22 protein-coding genes and 1 tRNA gene are annotated in these 18,106 nt (G+C 65.8%); 5 read left to right on the plus strand and 18 right to left on the minus strand.

The features are described 5' to 3' along the window. Nucleotides 1–25: 25 nt before the first annotated feature. Nucleotides 26–430, minus strand: a complete 405-nt coding sequence (locus ACQY4V_RS15695; protein WP_428513238.1) for an NUDIX hydrolase — start codon at nucleotides 428–430, stop codon at nucleotides 26–28. Nucleotides 431–498: 68 nt separating this feature from the next. Between ACQY4V_RS15695 and ACQY4V_RS15700 the strand changes: the two genes are divergently transcribed. Next, the gene (locus ACQY4V_RS15700; protein WP_428513240.1) at nucleotides 499–1,752 is read left to right on the plus strand and encodes a DNA polymerase IV; all 1,254 of its coding nucleotides are present in this window, start codon (nucleotides 499–501) and stop codon (nucleotides 1,750–1,752) included. Between the two features lie 119 nt (nucleotides 1,753–1,871). Then, entirely contained in the window at nucleotides 1,872–2,777 is a 906-nt protein-coding gene (locus tag ACQY4V_RS15705; RefSeq protein ID WP_428513242.1) for a hypothetical protein, read from the plus strand. A 141-nt stretch (nucleotides 2,778–2,918) separates the two neighbouring features. Here the strand turns inward: ACQY4V_RS15705 and ACQY4V_RS15710 are convergent, their stop codons facing one another. Next, a complete protein-coding gene (locus ACQY4V_RS15710) occupies nucleotides 2,919–3,782 on the minus strand; it encodes an N-formylglutamate amidohydrolase (RefSeq protein ID WP_428513244.1) in 864 nt (287 codons plus the stop codon). Between the two features lie 256 nt (nucleotides 3,783–4,038). Here ACQY4V_RS15710 and ACQY4V_RS15715 point away from each other — a divergent pair. Continuing rightward, nucleotides 4,039–4,113: transfer RNA gene (locus tag ACQY4V_RS15715), tRNA-Val, on the plus strand. Nucleotides 4,114–4,182: 69 nt separating this feature from the next. Continuing rightward, entirely contained in the window at nucleotides 4,183–4,308 is a 126-nt protein-coding gene (gene ykgO / locus ACQY4V_RS15720; protein ID WP_025058716.1) for a type B 50S ribosomal protein L36, read from the plus strand. Nucleotides 4,309–4,635: 327 nt separating this feature from the next. On the opposite strand, the gene ACQY4V_RS15725 is transcribed toward ykgO, so the two are convergent. The 6 genes from ACQY4V_RS15725 to creD form a co-directional block, all read right to left on the minus strand. Further along, a complete protein-coding gene (locus ACQY4V_RS15725; protein WP_428517271.1) occupies nucleotides 4,636–5,007 on the minus strand; it encodes a GFA family protein in 372 nt (123 codons plus the stop codon). A gap of 4 nt (nucleotides 5,008–5,011) precedes the next feature. Further along, nucleotides 5,012–5,854, minus strand: a complete 843-nt coding sequence (locus ACQY4V_RS15730) for an urea carboxylase-associated family protein (protein WP_428513246.1) — start codon at nucleotides 5,852–5,854, stop codon at nucleotides 5,012–5,014. A gap of 7 nt (nucleotides 5,855–5,861) precedes the next feature. Further along, nucleotides 5,862–6,068, minus strand: coding sequence for a hypothetical protein (locus ACQY4V_RS15735; RefSeq protein ID WP_152494027.1), 207 nt, complete (start codon nucleotides 6,066–6,068; stop codon nucleotides 5,862–5,864). A 64-nt stretch (nucleotides 6,069–6,132) separates the two neighbouring features. Then, on the minus strand, nucleotides 6,133–7,305 hold the full coding sequence (locus ACQY4V_RS15740; protein WP_428513248.1) for a type III PLP-dependent enzyme: 1,173 nt from the start codon (nucleotides 7,303–7,305) through the stop codon (nucleotides 6,133–6,135). A 222-nt stretch (nucleotides 7,306–7,527) separates the two neighbouring features. Beyond that, nucleotides 7,528–9,171: an FAD-binding dehydrogenase gene (locus ACQY4V_RS15745; protein WP_428513250.1), complete on the minus strand. Its 1,644-nt coding sequence runs from the start codon at nucleotides 9,169–9,171 to the stop codon at nucleotides 7,528–7,530. Nucleotides 9,172–9,237: 66 nt separating this feature from the next. Beyond that, nucleotides 9,238–10,662, minus strand: coding sequence for a cell envelope integrity protein CreD (gene creD / locus ACQY4V_RS15750; protein WP_428513252.1), 1,425 nt, complete (start codon nucleotides 10,660–10,662; stop codon nucleotides 9,238–9,240). 143 nt (nucleotides 10,663–10,805) lie between these two features. Here creD and ACQY4V_RS15755 point away from each other — a divergent pair, with 143 nt between their 5' ends. Continuing rightward, on the plus strand, nucleotides 10,806–11,258 hold the full coding sequence (locus tag ACQY4V_RS15755) for a MarR family winged helix-turn-helix transcriptional regulator (protein WP_428513254.1): 453 nt from the start codon (nucleotides 10,806–10,808) through the stop codon (nucleotides 11,256–11,258). Here the strand turns inward: ACQY4V_RS15755 and ACQY4V_RS15760 are convergent. The 10 genes from ACQY4V_RS15760 to ACQY4V_RS15805 form a co-directional block, all read right to left on the minus strand. Further along, a complete protein-coding gene (locus ACQY4V_RS15760) occupies nucleotides 11,228–11,527 on the minus strand; it encodes a hypothetical protein (RefSeq protein WP_428513256.1) in 300 nt (99 codons plus the stop codon). The two genes, ACQY4V_RS15755 and ACQY4V_RS15760, sit on opposite strands and share 31 nt — an antisense overlap. Continuing rightward, the gene (locus ACQY4V_RS15765) at nucleotides 11,527–12,306 is read right to left on the minus strand and encodes a succinate dehydrogenase iron-sulfur subunit (RefSeq protein ID WP_428513258.1); all 780 of its coding nucleotides are present in this window, start codon (nucleotides 12,304–12,306) and stop codon (nucleotides 11,527–11,529) included. The genes ACQY4V_RS15760 and ACQY4V_RS15765 overlap by 1 nt, the downstream gene beginning before the upstream one ends. 18 nt (nucleotides 12,307–12,324) lie before the next feature. After that, on the minus strand, nucleotides 12,325–12,630 hold the full coding sequence (locus tag ACQY4V_RS15770) for a succinate dehydrogenase (protein ID WP_428513260.1): 306 nt from the start codon (nucleotides 12,628–12,630) through the stop codon (nucleotides 12,325–12,327). Between the two features lie 11 nt (nucleotides 12,631–12,641). Then, entirely contained in the window at nucleotides 12,642–13,391 is a 750-nt protein-coding gene (locus ACQY4V_RS15775; RefSeq protein WP_428513262.1) for a class I SAM-dependent methyltransferase, read from the minus strand. A 5-nt stretch (nucleotides 13,392–13,396) separates the two neighbouring features. Then, on the minus strand, nucleotides 13,397–13,993 hold the full coding sequence (locus ACQY4V_RS15780; RefSeq protein WP_428513264.1) for a hypothetical protein: 597 nt from the start codon (nucleotides 13,991–13,993) through the stop codon (nucleotides 13,397–13,399). Next, nucleotides 13,993–15,798: a succinate dehydrogenase flavoprotein subunit gene (gene sdhA, locus ACQY4V_RS15785; protein ID WP_428513266.1), complete on the minus strand. Its 1,806-nt coding sequence runs from the start codon at nucleotides 15,796–15,798 to the stop codon at nucleotides 13,993–13,995. The genes ACQY4V_RS15780 and sdhA overlap by 1 nt, the downstream gene beginning before the upstream one ends. 100 nt (nucleotides 15,799–15,898) lie before the next feature. After that, complete coding sequence (gene sdhD / locus ACQY4V_RS15790) at nucleotides 15,899–16,270, minus strand: succinate dehydrogenase, hydrophobic membrane anchor protein (RefSeq protein WP_428513268.1); 372 nt, start codon at nucleotides 16,268–16,270, stop codon at nucleotides 15,899–15,901. Nucleotides 16,271–16,284: 14 nt separating this feature from the next. Then, nucleotides 16,285–16,668: a succinate dehydrogenase, cytochrome b556 subunit gene (gene sdhC / locus ACQY4V_RS15795; protein WP_428513270.1), complete on the minus strand. Its 384-nt coding sequence runs from the start codon at nucleotides 16,666–16,668 to the stop codon at nucleotides 16,285–16,287. Between the two features lie 172 nt (nucleotides 16,669–16,840). Then, on the minus strand, nucleotides 16,841–17,542 hold the full coding sequence (locus tag ACQY4V_RS15800; protein WP_428513272.1) for a DUF1194 domain-containing protein: 702 nt from the start codon (nucleotides 17,540–17,542) through the stop codon (nucleotides 16,841–16,843). A 79-nt stretch (nucleotides 17,543–17,621) separates the two neighbouring features. Then, nucleotides 17,622–18,065, minus strand: coding sequence for a response regulator (locus ACQY4V_RS15805; RefSeq protein ID WP_428513274.1), 444 nt, complete (start codon nucleotides 18,063–18,065; stop codon nucleotides 17,622–17,624). Nucleotides 18,066–18,106 lie beyond the last annotated feature (41 nt).

Here is an 18,106-nt window from a genome sequence, read left to right on the forward strand (position 1 = left end):
CATCGCGCCACCCAGGCCTTCCGCCCTACCCCGCCAGGTACTCCGCCACCCGCTGGGCGAAATGCGGCACGGCCTTGTCGTGCGCCACGTAATCCTCGGGCCGCATCAGGCACCAGCCCAGCCCCTCGTCGCCGAATTCCACATCGTCCGCCAGCGCCGCCTCGCAATGCGCCACGAAGAACCACATCGGCGTGGGCCCCGCGTAGAACCGCCGCCAGCGCAGCACGCCGGGCTCCAGCACCAGCCCCAGCTCCTCGCGCGTTTCGCGCAGCACGCAGGTCTCGGCACTTTCCGCGCCGTCACGCCCGCCGCCGGGCAGGTCCAGGAAACCCGGCCACGGGATGTCGGGCGCATGGTCGCGCTCGATCACCGCCAGCCGCTTGCCCAGAAACAGCGCCAGCTTGGTGCCCTCGAACCTCTCTTCGCTCATACCGTCTTTTCCCTCACGCGCCACGGCCTTACAATAGCCGCATCGCAACCCCGGACGCAGCCCCGCCCATGCCCGCCTTCTGCCGCGACTGCCTGACCCGGTTTGACACCGGCGCGCGCTGCCCCGCCTGCCGCAGCCCGCGCGTGCTTTCGCATCCCGAACTGTTCGAGCTCAGCATCGCGCACATGGATTGCGACGCGTTCTACGCCTCGGTCGAGAAACGCGACAACCCCGAACTGGCGCACAAGCCCGTCATCATCGGCGGCGGCCGGCGCGGCGTGGTCTCCACTGCCTGCTACGTCGCCCGCATCCGCGGCGTGCGCTCGGCCATGCCAATGTTCCAGGCGCTGAAACTCTGCCCCGACGCCGTCATCATCAAGCCCAGGATGGAGCTTTACGCCCAGGTCTCGCGCCAGATCCGCGCCATGATGCAGGACCTGACGCCGGATATCGAACCCTTGTCGCTGGACGAGGCGTTTCTCGACCTCACCGGCACCGCCCGCCTGCATGGTGCGCCCCCCGCCGTGATGCTGGCCCGCCTGACCAAGCGGATGAAGGAGGAGCTTGGTCTTACCGGCTCCATAGGCCTTTCCCACAACAAGTTCCTCGCCAAGATCGCCTCGGACCTCGACAAGCCGCGCGGGTTTTCCATCATCGGCAAGGCTGAGACAGCCGATTTCCTGCGCGACAAACCCGTCAGCCTGATCTGGGGCGTGGGCCAGGCGGCGCGGACCTCGCTGGATGCGGCGGGCATCCGCACCTTCGCCGACCTCCTGCGCTGGGAGAAAACCGATCTCGTCGCCCGCTTCGGCTCCATGGGCGACCGGCTCTGGAACCTCGCCCGTGGGCAGGATCACCGCCGCGTCTCGGCCCACAGCCCGATGAAGTCGATCTCGAACGAAACCACCTTCCGCGAGGACACCGCGAGCGCCGACATCCTCGACGGCCATCTGTGGCGCATGGCCGAAAAGGTCGCCGACCGCGCCAAGGCCAAGCACCTCGCGGGCCGCGTGGTGACGCTGAAGCTCAAGCGCTCCGATCATTCGCTCCTGACCCGCCGCATCTCGCTGCGCGACCCGGCGCAGCTGGCCGACACGCTCTACCGCACCGCCCGCGCGCTTTTCGACCAGGTCGATCACACCAGGCCCTACCGCCTGCTCGGCGTGGGCCTGTCGGACCTCGTGCCCGAGACCGCCGCCGAGGCGTCGGGCGACCTTCTGGACCCGCAGGCCCGCCAGCGCGGCCGCGCCGAACGCGCCACGGACGAAATCCGCGCCCGCTTCGGCGCCGACGCCATCCTCAAGGGCCGCTCCCTGCGCTGAACGGGTTTTTCCCCCTTAAAGCAGAGTGTTACCGGCGCGACCCTGTTGCCGGAAAATCACAGGGACGCCGCGCATTGTCGCTCGTGCAACTTTCCGGACCGTGCCACGTTGCTTGGGTCATGAAACGCATAGCGACCCGTCCCCTGCCCGGCCTTGCCGCGATGGCGCTCTGCGCCGCCGGCCTGCGCCCCGATGCCGCCGCTGCCGCCGATTGGGTGGATTTCTCCGGCGACGTCTCGGTCGGCGCCAACAGCATTCAGGACAACGCCTTCATGTCCCGCGTCGACGCGATGCTGACCTTCAGGCTTTTCGACGTCGCCGACAGCCCCGTGGCCTTCGAATTCGGCACCTTCGGCTATTACTACAAGGGCGACCGCCCGCACGAGACCTATGCCGCCTTCGTCTATGACGACCGGTTCCGCCTGGGCGTGGTGAAACCGGCCTATGACCGGGTGCTGATCTCGCCCTTCGATTTCACCGCCGCCTCCGTTGCCGAGACCCGCGCCGAATACACCCGCGCCCGCGCCACGACCGAGGCGCTGCGCTTCAATTCGGTGCCCGTGGGCGTGTCCTATGGCGACACCACGGGCGACACCGCCTGGGCCGTCTCGCTGCTCGATGCCAGCGACGGCAATTTCCGCTCCGCCGCCGGCTCCGCTGAATGGCGGGCGCAGGCCATGACCTTCGCCGCCGCGATAGAGGGCGTCTGGGACCCCAAGGATCATTTCGACGGCGTCAACGCCAAGATCGGCGCCCGCTGGCAACAAGGACGGCTCGACATCGGCGCCGCGGTCCTGCACCCCGATGCCAACCAGCGCCCCGACGCGGTGGCGTTCGACGTGAATTACAATGTCTGGCGCGACCTGACCCTCTCGGGCTTCGGCGAGGTCACGCCCGACAGCACGACCTCCGCCTACGGGCTCGCCGCCCGCTACGATTTCGCGGATCGCTCGGACGTGAGTTTCGCCGTCACCGACACCACGACCGACGAAGAGGTGCATTTCACCTATACGAGACGTTACTGAAGCGTTTCGTCGAGCCCGGCACCGTTCGGCGCGTCAACCCGGCCCCCTGCAAGAAACCGCACCGTCGTCATACCACCCGGATACCGACGCGATACCGACAGTCCGTTTTCCCGCGCCCCAAGGCGTTAACCCTTGATTCGCCTACTCCGCGGCCAGCTGCTGCGGCTCGGGCCGCCCGACCTCGGTGATCTCGGCGATCACGCCCTCCAGCAGCGCCTTGAACGCCTTGAAATTGCCGTTGGGCCGGATCAGCCGCTCGTTCATGTAAAGCGCCCGGTCGATCTCGACCTGCACCGCGTGCCGGCTCTCCTGCGGGCGGCCGTAATGCTGCGTGATATAGGCCCCGGCAAAGGGCGCGTTGCGCGCCACCTTCAGCCCGGCGGCAGCAAACGCCGCCTCGATCCGGTCCACCACCTCGTCGCTCGCCGCAGCGCCAAAGCGGTCGCCCAGAACCACCTCGGGGCGCCTCGCGCCGCTGCGGGCCACGGCATCCATCGCCTCGTGCGGCATCGAGTGGCAGTCGACCAGTATCGCCTGTCCGAACAGTCCAAGCGCCTGATCCAGCTGGGTTTTCAGCGCCGCATGATACGGGCGCCAATAGCTGTCGATGCGTCGCTGCGCCTCGTCCATCGTGATCTTGCCGGAATAGATCGCCTTGCCATTGGCCACCACCCGCGGGATCACCCCCAGGCCCGAGGCCAAGCGCGGGTTGTGCCCCGTGCGCCGCGCCCCTTCGATCAGCGCCGGATCCAGCTCCTCGGTCGAGCGATTCAGGTCCACGAAGGCCCGTGGCGCGCCGGCCTTGATAAACGGCGCCCCGTTGCGCGGCGCGGCCTCGAACAAGTCGTCAACGAATGCATCCTCGGAGCTGCGCACGCTCAGCTCGTTCAGGTTCGTGCGGCGCACGAAAGACCACGGGTAATCCCGGCCGCTATGGGGCGACGCGAACACCACCGAGGTCGTGCGACGCTCGGGATGTGAAAGGGTAAACGCGGCTTTCGGCATTCTCTCTCCCAAAGCGTTTTGCCATCGACCCGAGTCATCGGCAAAAGGCGAAACGCGCGCAACGATTGACTGTCGTGCTGCGTTTCGCGACACTATGCAAAGCAGGCTTACCGCGAAACGCCTTGTCAAAGTATCATAGTCTGAAAATCAGGTTCTAAAAGCCCTTGATCCCCTTCCCGACTCCTTTTATAGACACGCCTCACCGGCGCGGTTTTCCGCGCCCCTATTCGTTAGGGGCCATGCCAATCCGGTATCAGGGCGATTAGCTCAGCGGTAGAGCACTTCGTTGACATCGAAGGGGTCACAAGTTCGATCCTTGTATCGCCCACCATATTCACTGCCCGGCCTGGCCGGTGCACCCGCAACCCGGCGCCCCGCGCCACGACATTGGAGACGAGTGATGAAAGTCCGGAACTCGCTGCGTTCGCTCAAGAACCGCCATCGCGATTGCCGCGTCGTGCGCCGCAAAGGCCGCGTCTACGTGATCAACAAGACCCAGAAGCGTTTCAAGGCCCGCCAGGGCTGAGATTCCGATCTGGTTCTGCTGAACGAACCCCGCCTCGGCGGGGTTTTTTCGTTTGGCTCATGCCGACGGTAGGGAGCCGCGCGAACGCCAGACCGCGGGCTGGCGAGCCGACGGTCGTTCAAGGCACTTTATCTCTGCCACAGCCGCAAAACCTCAAATCGAGGCGCACACGTCACCCAATCGCCAGCCCGTCCGGGCGGCCCCCCGTTCGGCGATTGCAGGCAATCGCCTTTCGGTCAGCGGACGATCGCGCGGCGGCGCAGCAAGCCGCGCCTCGATTCCGCGCGGTCCGCACAGTTAACCCTTTGGTTATTAAACCGGGCGAAACTACTCTTCATCCCGCTCGAACCGCGCCATCCCCGGCACCTCCGGCAACCACTTTTCCCGCCGCACGCACCACAGCTCGTAGGTCGGCTCGAACACGTTCGGTACGTCCAGCGCCCCAAGGTGGACCTCCACCTCGCCGTCGCTGACGGAAAACACCGACCCGCCGCAGCGCGGGCAGAAATGCCGGCCCTCCCAGTCGCGCGTCTCGCCACGAATCGCGACCGCGCCCTCTGGAAAGATCGCGGCGGCAAAGAACACCGCGCCATGATGCTTGCGACAGTCCAGGCAATGGCACAGCCCGACCCTGTCGGGCGCGCCCTCCGCCGTGATCCGCACGTCCCTGCACAGGCACCCGCCTTCGACCCGGTCCATGCCGTTACCTCCCATGGGTCCGGTCATAGCCGTTCACCGGCGGGCTGACCCAATCGCCCAGGGCGCCCTCCACCGCCGCGAAGACCTCCACCTTCAGCGGATAGCACGGCGCCGTGTCACTGGAATGCTCGGCCGAGCAATCCCCGCCCGGACAGGCGCTCAACGCCCCCAGCAGGTCGATCTCTGCAAAGAACTCCAGGTAGTCTCCAGGCCGCACCGGGCTGGCCTTCATGAAATACTGGCCCGTGTTCCGCGTGAACCCGGTGCACATGAACACGTTCAGCACGTCATGCACCAGCGGCTCGGCCTCCTCCAGCGACATCTCCAGTTCGTCCGCCACCGCCCGGATCAGGTTGGAATGACAGCAATGGTGATATTGCGACCCGGCCAGCAGGTTGCCGGTATAGGGATCGCAGCGCGTGCCGATCACGTCATGCACCGACCCGCCAAATTCGTCGATCCCGTACCAGTCCAGCGTATCCTCGACGATCGTCGCCATGGGCCGCAGATAGGGAAAGCCCGACCACATCCGCTCGCCCGTCGTCAGGTGCGTGCCATGCAGTGCCCGCGACTTGCCGGAATAGAACCGCTCGCCCAGGTCATTCGCGTTCCACAGGTTCAAATCCCCCACCTGTGGCCCCTCGACACTGGTGATGCGAAAGAATTGCCCCGCCGCCACGCGAAAGCAGGCGGCCTCCCGCGGCGGCGCTATCACCTCGCTCACTTTCTCCGCCCCCTTCCGCGCGGCGCGGTACAGGTCCAGATCCGGCACCGGCAGCGTGTCGTTGGGATAACAGACGACAGGCGCGACGGCCCGGCGCACTTCGGCATCGGTGGGTTCCGGCATGGGGTCCTCAGGATTGCGGCGTGTTCCTCATGCAATCCAAAGGCGGTTTGCCATCCGATGTAAAGGCCCGCGCCCCGCAGAACGCACAGCGAAAGGCCGTCTGCGACGGGGTCGATGCGCCACGGTCCTCGCGCCAGCGGCAATTGCGCATCGCCGGGCGCGCATAGATCGCCACCAGTATGAACGCAATGACAAGACCCACGACAATGAACATGCCGTGGGTCTTACACTGTCCCGCGGGGCAAGGCCAACCGGCCCGCCCCGGATCGGGGGGCAGTTCAGAGCACGACCACGTCCAGCGGCGGGAAGCCGTTGAAGCCCACGCTGGAATAGGACGAGGTGTAGGCACCGCAGCTGCGGATAAACACCCGGTCGCCCGATTTCAGGCCAAGGGGCAGGTCGATCATGCGTTTTTCATAGAGCACATCCGCCGAATCACAGGACGGTCCGGCCAGGATGCAGGGGCCCGTGCGCTCGCCGTCACGGGCAGTCACGAACTGATAGCGGATGGCTTCGTCCATGGTCTCGGCAAGACCCGAGAACATGCCGATATCCAGGTACACCCAGCGGTGCAGGTCGTCGGGCGACTTGCGCGACACCAGCACCACCTCGGCGGCGATCATGCCGGCCTCGGCCACCAGGCCACGGCCCGGCTCTGCCATCAGGCGCGGCACGTCGCCGAACCGCTCGGCCACCATCTCGCGCACCTGCGCTGCATAGATCGCCGGCGCCGCGATGTCCTCGCCATAGAAGGCCGGAAAGCCGCCACCGATGTTCAAGAGGTCCAGCGCATGGCCTTCGGCCCGCGCGGCACGCCACACGTCGGCGATACGGTCCAGAACCGGCGCCCACATCTCGGCCTTGCGAGTCTGGCTGCCCACGTGGAACGACACGCCCACCGGGCGCAGGCCCAGCGACAGGGCATAGTCCATCAGCGCCACGGCATGATCCGGCGCGCAGCCGAATTTGCGAGTCAGCGGCCAGTCGGCGCCCGACGCCTCGACGATCAGGCGGATATAGACCTCGGCGCCCGGCGCGTGCTCGGCGATCTTGTCCAGCTCTTCCTCTGCGTCGGCGGCAAAGAGCGTCACGCCCACGTTGTACGCGAACGCGATGTCGCCCGGTTTTTTCACGGTGTTGCCAAACGAGATGTCCTCGGGACGCGCGCCTTGCGACAGGCACAGCTCGATCTCGCCGCGGCTGGCGGCGTCGAAATGGCTGCCTGCGTTGACCAGCGCCTCGATCACCTGCGGCTCGGGGTTGGCTTTCACGGCATAGTGGATATGCGCGTCGCCCAGACCCTGCGACAGCGCGCGGAAGTTCTGCAGCACGACGTCGGTGTCGATCACCAGCGTCGGACGGTCAAAGGTGGTGGTACGCAGAAAGCCCTCGATACGGGCGGCGCAAACATGGCGGAAATCACCCGACAGGTCGGTGACGAAAGCGGTCATGGACATCTCCAAAAGGCACATTGCGGCAAGGGCCGCGAGGTTCAGTTCAGAGACGTTACCGTCGCTACGTAACCGCTGGGGTATAAGGCCTTCGGGACAGAGGCGCGTGCGTTGGCGTCTGATCGTGCAAATGGGGCCAAACGACGAGTCGCGCAAGAGTTTTTGCGAGCCGGCCGAATATTTTTTCCGCACGATTCAAACTGTGTTTTCACTACATCAGTTTCAGGCGTTCCGCCCCGCCGCACGCCCCGAGAAAATGCACCCGCCAAGGAACGTTCCCTCCAGCGCGTTGTACCCGTGGTAGCCCCCGCCGCCGAATCCCGCGACCTCGCCGGCGGCGTAAAGCCCGTCCAGCACGCTGCCATCCGGGCGCAGCACTTTTGCTTCCAGATCGGTGTGCAGCCCGCCCAGCGACTTGCGCGTCAGGATATTCAGCCGCACGGCAATCAGTGGGCCGTTGTCAGGATCCAGAATGGCGTGCGGCTTCGCCGTGCGGATCAGCCTGTCGCCCCGATACGCCCGTGCCTGCCTTATGGCGATCACCTGCGCATCCTTGGCGAACGGATTGCTCAGCTGCGCATCCCGCGCCGCCACCTGCGCTCGCAAGTGCGCGGCGTCCAGAGGTGCGTTGGGCGTGATCCGGTTCATGCCTTCGACGAGCGTCTCGAAATCCGTCGCCACGACGAAATCCTCGCCATGCGCCTTGAACGCCTCGACAGCGCCCGTCGCGCCCTTGCCCAGCCGCTCCTTCAACACCTCGCGCCACTTGCCCGAGGTCAGGTCCGGGTTCTGCTCGCTGCCGGACAGCGCGAACTCCTTCTCGATGATCTTCTGGGTCAGGATGAACCAGGAATGCTCATGCCCTGTACTGATGATACGCTTCAGCGTGCTCAGCGTGTCGAACCCCGGCAAACAGGGCGCTTCCATCCGTGCGCCCTTGGCGTCGAACCACATCGAGGACGGCCCGGGCAGGATGCGAATCCCGTGGTTGGGCCAGATCGGGTCCCAGTTCTTCAGCCCTTCGCAGTAATGCCACATCCGGTCCTCGTTGATCGCCCCGGCGCCGGCGGCCTTGGCCACGTCCTGCATCTGGCCGTCGACGTAATCCGGCACGCCCGCCACCATCACCTTGGGCGCAGGCCCAAGCCGGTCGACGGGCCACAGCTTGCGGACCTTCTCATGATCCCCCCCGATCCCGCCCGAGGCGACGATCACGCTCTCGGCCTGCATCTCGAACTGCCCCGTCACCTCGCGGTTGGTCGAGGCCCCCCGCACCGCGTCGTCCTCGGCCAGCACATCGCCGCGCAGGCCCGTCACGCGTCCGTCTGCCACATCCAGCCCCGTCACCCGGTGCCGGAACGCGAAGCGCAGCTTGCCCTCCGCCTCGGCCTCCTGCACCAGCCGCACGAACGGCGCGACAACGCCCGTCCCGGTACCCCAGGTGACGTGAAAGCGCGGCACCGAATTGCCGTGCCCGTCCGCCTTGGCCCCGCCCCGCTCGGCCCAGCCGACCACCGGAAACCAGCGCATCCCAAGGTCATGAAGATACCCCCGCATCGGCCCGGCGGCGAAATCCAGATAGGCCTCGGCCACGCGGCGCGGGTTCGCGTCCTCGGGCCGGTCGAACTGCGCGCTGCCCATCCAGTCCTGCGCCGCCAGATCGCGGCTGTCGCGGATGCCCATGCGGCGCTGCTCCGGCGTGTCGATCATCATCAGGCCGCCCAGCGACCAGAACGCCTGCCCGCCCAGGGATTGCGGCCCTTCCTGGTCCAGCAGCACCACCTTGCGCCCGCGCTTCACCGCCTCATGCGCAGCCACAAGCCCGGCCAGCCCGCCTCCCACGATCGCGACATCGGTCTTGTCCATGATCACCTCCCAAGCACACGGGGCAGTCTAACCCGGCCGCCCCGCATCATGGAAGGAAACGTCGCGTCAGCTTGCGGGCTGCGGCGCCTCCGGCTGTGGCTCCGCCTTGCGGAACCACCCCCGGCGCGGGCCGGTGCGCGGCTCGCCGTACCAGTTCTCGTTCCGCGTGGCGAACATGGTGCCCGCGATGGCGGCAAACAGCAGGATCGACCCGGCCAGCAGGGCGTAATCCGCGCTGCGCAGGATCAGGTACAGCACACCGTAAAGCACCGCCAGCATCGCGCCCACCACCAGCGTGCGGCGGCCCAGCTTCAGCGCCGTCGCGGCAAACGCCGTCACCAGCCCCACGGTCGCGGCCCCGGACACGAGATAGGCCATGCCGAACCCGACCTGCTCGGACAGCGCCAGCATCAGCAGGAAGAACGCCGACTGCGCCAGCCCGATCAGGATATACTGCACCGGGTGCGTCGGCCGCTTCGTCTGCCCCTCGACGAGGAAAATCGTCAGGAAGGTGAGGCCGATGAACAGGATGCCGTACCGCGCCGCGCGATAAGCTTTCTGATAGAAGTCATTCGGCTGATAAAGCCCCACGCCAAAGCTCGACGTGCTCCGCGCGACCTCGTTCTGATCCTCGCGGCTGACCTGCGGCAGCGGACGCGCCAGATGCGGGATCACCCAGTTGGCCTGAAACCCGTCCTCGCGCACCTCGTGGCTGTCGGGCAGGAACGCGCCCTGAAACTCCGGATGCGGCCAGTCCGAGGTCAGCGTCACCCGCGTCTCGCGCCCCACCGGCGTGAAGGACAGCGCCTCGGCGCCATTCAGCCCCATCTTCAGGTCGAACGCCCCGATCTCTCGCGGATCGCCCGTGGGCGCACGCAGCCCGCCGATATATCGGTTCTCGCTGGCCACCGGCTCCATCTCCAGCGCGCGGCCATCGGCCATCAGCCGGGTCTCGCCGCGCAGGGCACGGTTGGAACTCACGTAGACCCGCACCTCCGCCTCGTCCCACAGCAGGACCTCCTCGCCGCGCAACGCCGCCTCGGCCTCTTCGGCGTTGAAATCGAACGCCCCTTCCGCCTTGGCGGTATAGACCGGCACCGAGAAGATCCCCCGGCTGCGTTCCTGCGTGGTCTTGTCCATCTTCAGGTCCAGCAGATCCGGGTACACGTAAACCGGATCGCGCCGCAGCGTGCGCTCCACCTGTTTGAAGCGAAAGACCGGCTGGTCGTCCCCATCCAGCTTCTGCTCGCCGCTCAGGGGGTCGATCACCTCTTCGCGCTCGCGCACCATCACCGTCTCCTCGATCGGGATGATCAGGACGGGGCCGGACAACAACTGCCGCCCGCCCCACTCCTGCCCGACCGAGGCGATGGTCTGGCGGTTGTAATCCGCACGGCTGTCGATGATCGCACCGACGAAAAACACAGGTATGGTCATCAGCAAGACCAGCAGGCCCACGATGATGAACCGCAATCCGGGGGAACGCAGCATTGGAATGTCCTCTCATTTCTTGTTCCGATGCCCCGTTCTGCACAGGCGCCCGTGCAGACGCCCCCGCCCCGGTTGCGCAGATTTCGTGCAGGCGGGCCTGCGCCCCCTTGCCCCCCAGATGCACCTGCATTTAGGCTCGGACCATGAGCAGAACACCCCAGAACCTTTCCGCGTGGCAGGTCCTGTCGCGCAGCCATCGCCGCCTTCAGGTTCACCTGGACGCGGCGCTCAAGGCCGAAAGCCTGCCATCGCTCGACGTGCTGGATGCACTGGCCGCGCTCGATGCGGGGCCCGAAGGCCAGACGGCGAGATCACTGGAAAACCGCCTGATGCTGCCGCAATACGGCGTCTCGCGCCTGCTGGACCGGATGGAGAAAGACGGGCTGATCCGCCGCGTCGCGGATGACAGCGACAAGCGGCTCAAGCATGTGCACCTGACCGAGACGGGCCGCGCGACGCTTATCGCCATGGTCCAGGCCCGCGATGCCGCGCTCGATGCGTTTCTCGCCCCCCGCGCCAGGCCCGGGCAGCTGGACCGGATCACCGATCTGCTGTCCCTGCTCGATCAGGACCTGTCCGAGCCGACCTCGGGATAAAGCAACCCGAACAGCGCCAGAGGCCGCTCCTCGCGCGACAGGGTGCCCGGCTCCCATCCGTCGCCGAAGGCCGCGAAGACATCCTTGTCGTCGTAATGGTCGTCAAAGACCTTGCCCGCGCGCTCGACAAGCTCCGCCAGTTCGCTGACGAATTTGCTTTCACCGATCGCCGTCCGGTTCAGGTAATGCAGCCGCCCCGACAGGTGGCGGCACACGTCCCGAAACTCTTCCTTCGACTTGAAATCGAGCTCGGGACGCGGCTGGTTCATCACATGGCCCGCTCGAGCATCATCTTCTTGATCTCGGCAATCGCCTTGGCGGGGTTCAGCCCCTTCGGGCACGTCTTGGCGCAGTTCATGATCGTGTGACAGCGATACAGCTTGAACGGATCTTCCAGATCGTCCAGCCGCTCGCCCGTCGCCTCGTCCCGGCTGTCGATGATCCAGCGATAGGCGTGCAGCAATGCGGCCGGTCCAAGATACTTGTCGCCGTTCCACCAATAGCTCGGGCAGGCCGCCGAGCAGGACGCACACATCACGCATTCATACAGGCCGTCCAGCTTTTCGCGGTCCTCGATGGACTGCTTCCACTCCTTGGCGGGGCGGTTCGTCTTTGTCTCCAGCCACGGCATGATGCTGGCGTGCTGGGCATAGAAATGCGTCAGGTCCGGGATCAGGTCCTTGACCACCGGCATGTGCGGCAGCGGATAGATCTTCACGTCGCCCTTCACCTCGTCCAGGCCATAGATACAGGCCAGCGTGTTGATCCCGTCGATATTCATCGCACACGACCCGCAAATCCCCTCGCGGCAGGACCGGCGGAAAGTCAGCGTCGGGTCGATCTCGTTCTTGATCTTGATCAGCGCGTCCAGAACCATCGGCCCGCACTTGTCCATGTCGAGGAAATAGGTATCGACCTGCGGGTTCTTCCCGTCATCGGGGTTCCAGCGATAGATCTGGAACTTGCGCACGTTCTTCGCACCCTCGGGCTTGGGCCACGTCTTTCCCTTGGTGATCCGGGAATTCTTCGGAAGCGTCAGTTGTACCATTTACGTTTCCTTCTCCGTTCAGCGGCCCAGCAGGACCAGACCGTTTTCAGCAATACATTGAACCGAGTCGGGCCGGCTCGCGATGTCCACCACCAGCTCGACCGTCGCGGGCTGTACCCCGCCGACCGAATCGCGGGCGATGGCGATGATTTCCCCGGCCGAAGCCGCGTCGATGATGCAGTCGGTGACCGGCGCCACCGTGACGCCCGGAAAGCGCTGCGCGACAATGCCGTTCACCACCGCTTTGGCACGGTCACGCGCGATGGCGTCGGCGGCGTCGTTTGCCGCGTCGCAGCCCGCCAGCATCAGGGGCAGCGCAAGCATGGCCAACCATCTCATTCCGCCGCCTCCATTTCTTTCAGCTCTGGCAGCACGTCCTCAACGTTACGCATCTGCATGACCTGGCTCAGGTTCTTCGGCCCGAACTCCTCGATCGTCAGGTCCATGAACTTCGCCACGATCTCGTCGCGCGCATCCTCCAGAACCCCGTTATCGGGGTCCAACCCGGTCACCATGCCCAGCCCGCAGGGGCGCGGGTTCAGCACGTCAAAGGCCAGCTCGGGCCGGTATTCCCGCAGGATCAGCGTCATCTTCCACACGTCGCCCGACCAGCCCTTGGTGCGCTCGGGGTCCCACTCGCGCTCGGCGGCGGCGGGCGAGAACGGCACAAGGTCATGCAGCAGGATCGCCGCCTCGGGATGGCACAGCCTTTCCGTGGCGATGAAATCGTCAAGCACGTATTCGAACAGGTGCATCCCGTCGATGAACGCCATGTCGATGCGCGGCGCAATCTCCTGCGCCTGCCCGCTGGCAAAGAAATCGCCGCTGGTCTTCTGGATCAGGTGCAGCGCGGGCTTGTCGCCCATCACGTCGCCACTCAGGCGAAAGGCCGGATCGACCGCGATGGCCTTGCCCGGGCACCGCGCCAACGAGTGCCCGCGCCCCGCGCCGATCTCAAGATACCATTCCGGACGTCTCGTCCCGTGCAGCACCTCCAGCACATCCAGGTAATGCTGCCCCCGCGCACGCGGCCAGCCCGCCGGACGGGCAGGCTTTGCCGTGATATGCGTGGCGGCCTTGGGCATCGCGATCAGTTGCCGATGCAGTATTGCGTGCCGCCGTACATGACGGGCGCATGTTTCGGACAGGGCCCCGCCTTGCGCGCGACTCCGGTCACCTTGACCACCGGGCTGCCGCCACGGCCCAGCGCCTGGTCGGCACAGGCATTGATCCGGTTCGCCGCCGCAGGCGTGACGCGGCCATGCGGCACGATCCAGATACGGGTCTGCTGACCGATCGGAATCTCCTGCCATTGCCCGCCCAGACGGACGCCGCCGCCAATGCCGAACTTGTGCTTGCAGTCAAGGATCGCGCTGCGCTGCTCGCCGACCGAGATAAAACGGTTCGGGTTCGCCGCCGCGGTGACGGTCGACGCGCCAAAGCGATAGGCGATGCAGCTTGTCAGCGCCTGGGCCTCGTAGTGCGACGCGCCAGAGCCGCGCACGGGCGTCATGATCACGTCGTCGCCCCGGACATTGGTTACGTAGGACCCCTCTGGGCTGACCTCGGCAAAGCACGCCTGCACGACGCGGTCCACGTTCGCGGGCGTCGTGTCGACGGCCTGCGCCGCGCCTGCCAGCACGGTCAGGCCGCCAATCGCGGCGGCGGTTCTCAGTATGGCTTTCATCAGAATGTCCTTTCCTTGGGTGCAATCTTCTTCAAATTGATCCCACCCTCGGATTCGGTCGTGAGCGGGTCCTCGATGATAGGACGATAGCTCAGATCCACACTCTTTCCATCCACCCGCGCCACCGTGTGCACGCGCCAGTTCTCATCATCGCGCTTGGCGAAATCCTCGTGCGCATGGGCACCCCGGCTTTCCTTGCGCGCCTCCGCCCCGGCAATGGTGGCCAGCGCGTTCGGCATAAGGTTGGTCAGCTCCAGCGTCTCCATCAGGTCGCTGTTCCACACCAGGCTGCGGTCGGTGACCTTCAGGTCGCCCAGCTTGGCCGCGATCGCATCCATCTTCTTGACGCCTTCGGACAGGGTCTTGGACGTGCGGAACACCGCCGCGTCCTCCTGCATGGTGCGCTGCATCTCGAGCCGCAACTCGGCGGTGGGCGTGCCGCCATCGGCATGGCGGAAATGGTCGAAGCGGTCGAGCGCCTTGTCCACCTGGCCCGTGTCGGTTGCCGGCACGGCGCTTTCGGGGTTCACCACCTTGCCCGCGCGAATGGCCGCGGCCCGGCCGAACACGACAAGGTCAATCAGCGAGTTCGATCCCAGCCGGTTCGCGCCATGCACCGATGCACAGCCTGCCTCGCCCACGGCCATCAGGCCCGGCACCACGGCGTGCGGGTCGTCCTTGGTGGGGTTCAGAACCTCGCCCCAGTAATTCGTCGGAATGCCGCCCATGTTGTAATGCACGGTCGGCAGCACCGGGATCGGTTCCTTGGTCACGTCCACCCCGGCAAAGATCTTGGCCGACTCCGAAATCCCCGGCAGGCGCAGGTTCAGCGCCTCGGCGGGCAGGTGGCTGAGGTTCAGGTGAATGTGATCCCCATGCTCGCCCACGCCGCGCCCTTCGCGGATCTCCATCGTCATGGACCGGCTGACATAGTCGCGCGGCGCCAGGTCCTTGTAGTTGGGCGCATAGCGCTCCATGAACCGCTCGCCTTCGCTGTTGGTCAGGTAGCCCCCCTCGCCCCGCGCGCCTTCGGTAATCAGGCAGCCCGAGCCGTAGATGCCGGTTGGGTGGAACTGCACGAATTCCATATCCTGCAGCGGCAGACCCGCGCGGGCCACCATGCCGCCGCCGTCGCCGGTGCAGGTATGGGCCGAGGTCGCGCTGAAATAGGCGCGTCCGTAACCACCGGTCGCCAGCACCACCATCTTGGAGTTGAACACGTGGATCGTGCCGTCATCCAGCTTCCAGCAGACGACGCCGGTGCACTGCCCGTCCTCGCTCATCATCAAATCGATGGCGAAATATTCGATGTAGAACTCGGCGTTGTTCTTCAGGCTTTGCCCGTAAAGCGTATGCAGAATCGCGTGTCCGGTCCGGTCAGCCGCGGCGCAGGTGCGCTGCACCGGGGGGCCTTCGCCGAACTCGGTCGTGTGCCCGCCGAAGGGACGTTGATAGATCCGTCCTTCCTCGGTCCGGCTGAAAGGCACGCCATAATGCTCCAGCTCGTAGACCGCCTTGGGCGCCTCGCGCGCCAGGTATTCCATCGCGTCCGTGTCACCCAGCCAGTCCGACCCCTTCACGGTGTCGTACATGTGCCACTGCCAACTGTCCGGCCCCATGTTGCCAAGCGATGCCGCGATGCCGCCCTGCGCCGCCACGGTGTGCGAGCGGGTCGGGAAGACCTTGGTCACGCAGGCGGTGCGCAGGCCCTGCTCGGCCATGCCCAGCGTCGCGCGCAGCCCCGCGCCGCCCGCGCCCACCACAACAACGTCGTAATCATGTGTCTCGTATTCGTAAGCCGCCATGCTTCGTGCCTTTTCCGGTTCGTCTGCTCGGGCCATGCCGGCCCCGGCGATATGGTCTCACAGGGGCCGGGGCGACCTGCGCCCTGCCCTCGAATGTTTCTCAGAGCGCCAGGCGCGCGATGGCGAAAAGCCCCGTCGCCATGGCGCCATAGCTCAGGCAGGTCACCAGGATGAGCGTGACCTTCTGCGCCGTGCCATGCACGTAGTCCTCGATCAGCACCTGGCACCCGTCGGCGAAATGCTTGAAGCCGACAACCAGCGTCAGCGCCGCGATGATGGCCGGGAAGGGCCGCGCGTAATAGGCCGTGACCTCCTCGAAGGAACCGCCAAGGATGCCACCGAAGGTGAACACGAAAAGCGGGATCAGGATCAGCAGCGCGACGCTCTGCACTTTCATGGCCCAGAAATGGTGCACGCCGCTCTTGGCAGAGCCCAGGCCCATGGCGCGTTTGCGGTCTGTCAGGTAACGCATGTCGGGGGCCTCCTTCAGATGAACAGCACGGTCAGGATGGTCAGAACGACCGATCCGCCGATCGCCGCCCAGCCCAGCATCTCGGCGCGGTCGATCTGCAACATCATGCCGTTGTCCCAGATCAGGTGCCGCACCCCGGCCAGCGTGTGGTACCACAGCGCCCAGAGCGACAGGAACATCACGATGTCGCCGAACCAGCTGGTCACTACCGCGTCGGCGGTGGCGAAATAGTCGGCCGAGGTCGCGGCGGCCAACAGCCACCACACCGTCAACAGCGCAGCGACAAGCAGCGCGTTGCCGGTGATCCGGGTCAGGATCGAGGTCATCGACGTCAGCTGCGGGCGATAGATCGTGAGGTGGGGCGAAAGCGGCCGGTTGCCGCGATTTACGTCTGCCATTGGCATTCCCTTTCTCGTCGCGATGTGGCGCCGACCCGGGTGGGCCAGCCTGCCCCGCGATTTGAGTTCGTTTTATCCAATCATCCGGGGCCTCTGCAAACCCGTATTCTTCAAATAGTGCAGGCATTTCGTCGCAAAAGCAGTTTTCGTGATCACATACATAGGTGCGTGATCACAAATGCGGTGTAAAGGAATCACCCGGCGCTTTCGAGATGGGTTTGGTGACTTCGCGCAGCAATTTGCGGCGCATTCGGACCGGGTACTCGGCGTAATCATTGGCTGTGATCACAAACGCACCGGGCCCGTGGATGACGTTTTCCCAGAAATACTCGGTCACCCTCGGTTCGGCCCCTTCGATGACCAGCGCGTTGACCACGATCCATTCCTGCCGCAACAGGCCATGCACCTCGCGCGGCCCCGGCCCCTCGTTCGAGGACCCGTCGCCCGAGACGTCGATCACCCGGCGGCGGCATTCGGGCACGTCCCTGAACTGCGCCGCGCCAACCTCCAACGCCTCGCCGATGGCAGTGGAAAAGTTGCGCCAGACGCGCGGCGTGGTCTCGATCCGCGCCGCCAGCGCCTCGACCGCGTCGAAATCCGTCATCCGTTGCCACGGCACCACCACGCGCTGGCGCGAGGTGCCGGTCCATTGCAGCACCAGCACCGCCGCCTCGCCCACGACCAGCGCCTCGCTGACCGCGCCGTCGCGCAGCCCGTCGGCCAGCCCCTGCATCTGGATGCGGTATTCCCGTTGGTCGACAGAGCCCGACACGTCCACCGCCAGCACAAGCGCCACCTCGCAGGCGGCGGCGGACACCACCGCGCCGCAGGCCCCGACGGCCGAAAGACAAAGACGCAAGACGGCGCGTACCATGACCACAGCATGCGCCAGACCGCGGCCGCTGCCCAGAAAAACCGCTCTGCGCGCGGCTCACATTCGCGTTGACCCGCCCTCAGGCGCTGCGCCGCATCGGCCCCGCCACGCGCTGCGTGATCATGTCTCCCACGCACTCGCGGAAGAAATCGCGCAGTTTGCGCATCGGGTCGTCGGTCTTGTCGATCACGCTCAGCCCCGCCGCGCGCGCCTTGTCCCACATGAAGGGCGAGGGCCAGCCCGACACGATCACGATCGGCACGTCCGACAACTCCGGCGCGCCGGCGAGTTCCCCGGCAAACTCGCTGCCGGACCCGTCGGGCACGCTGTTGTCGCACAGGATGGCCGAGTACTGCGATCGCGACAGCGCCTTGCGCGCGGTTTCGATGGTCGGGACGAAGTCGATCTCGGCCTCCACCCGCGCGCCGCGCATCGCACGGCGGATCATCTCCTGGTCGTGGGCACTGTCTTCGAGAACGAGGCACCGCAGTCGCGGGCCTTCAAATGGCGCTGGATCAGGCATGGCAACCTCCTTTCGCACAGGAATGGAAGCTACAGGCCACA

Origin of the sequence: Roseovarius sp., from assembly GCF_965277045.1 — a bacterium.
In the GTDB taxonomy this organism is placed as follows: Bacteria; Pseudomonadota; Alphaproteobacteria; order Rhodobacterales; family Rhodobacteraceae; genus Roseovarius.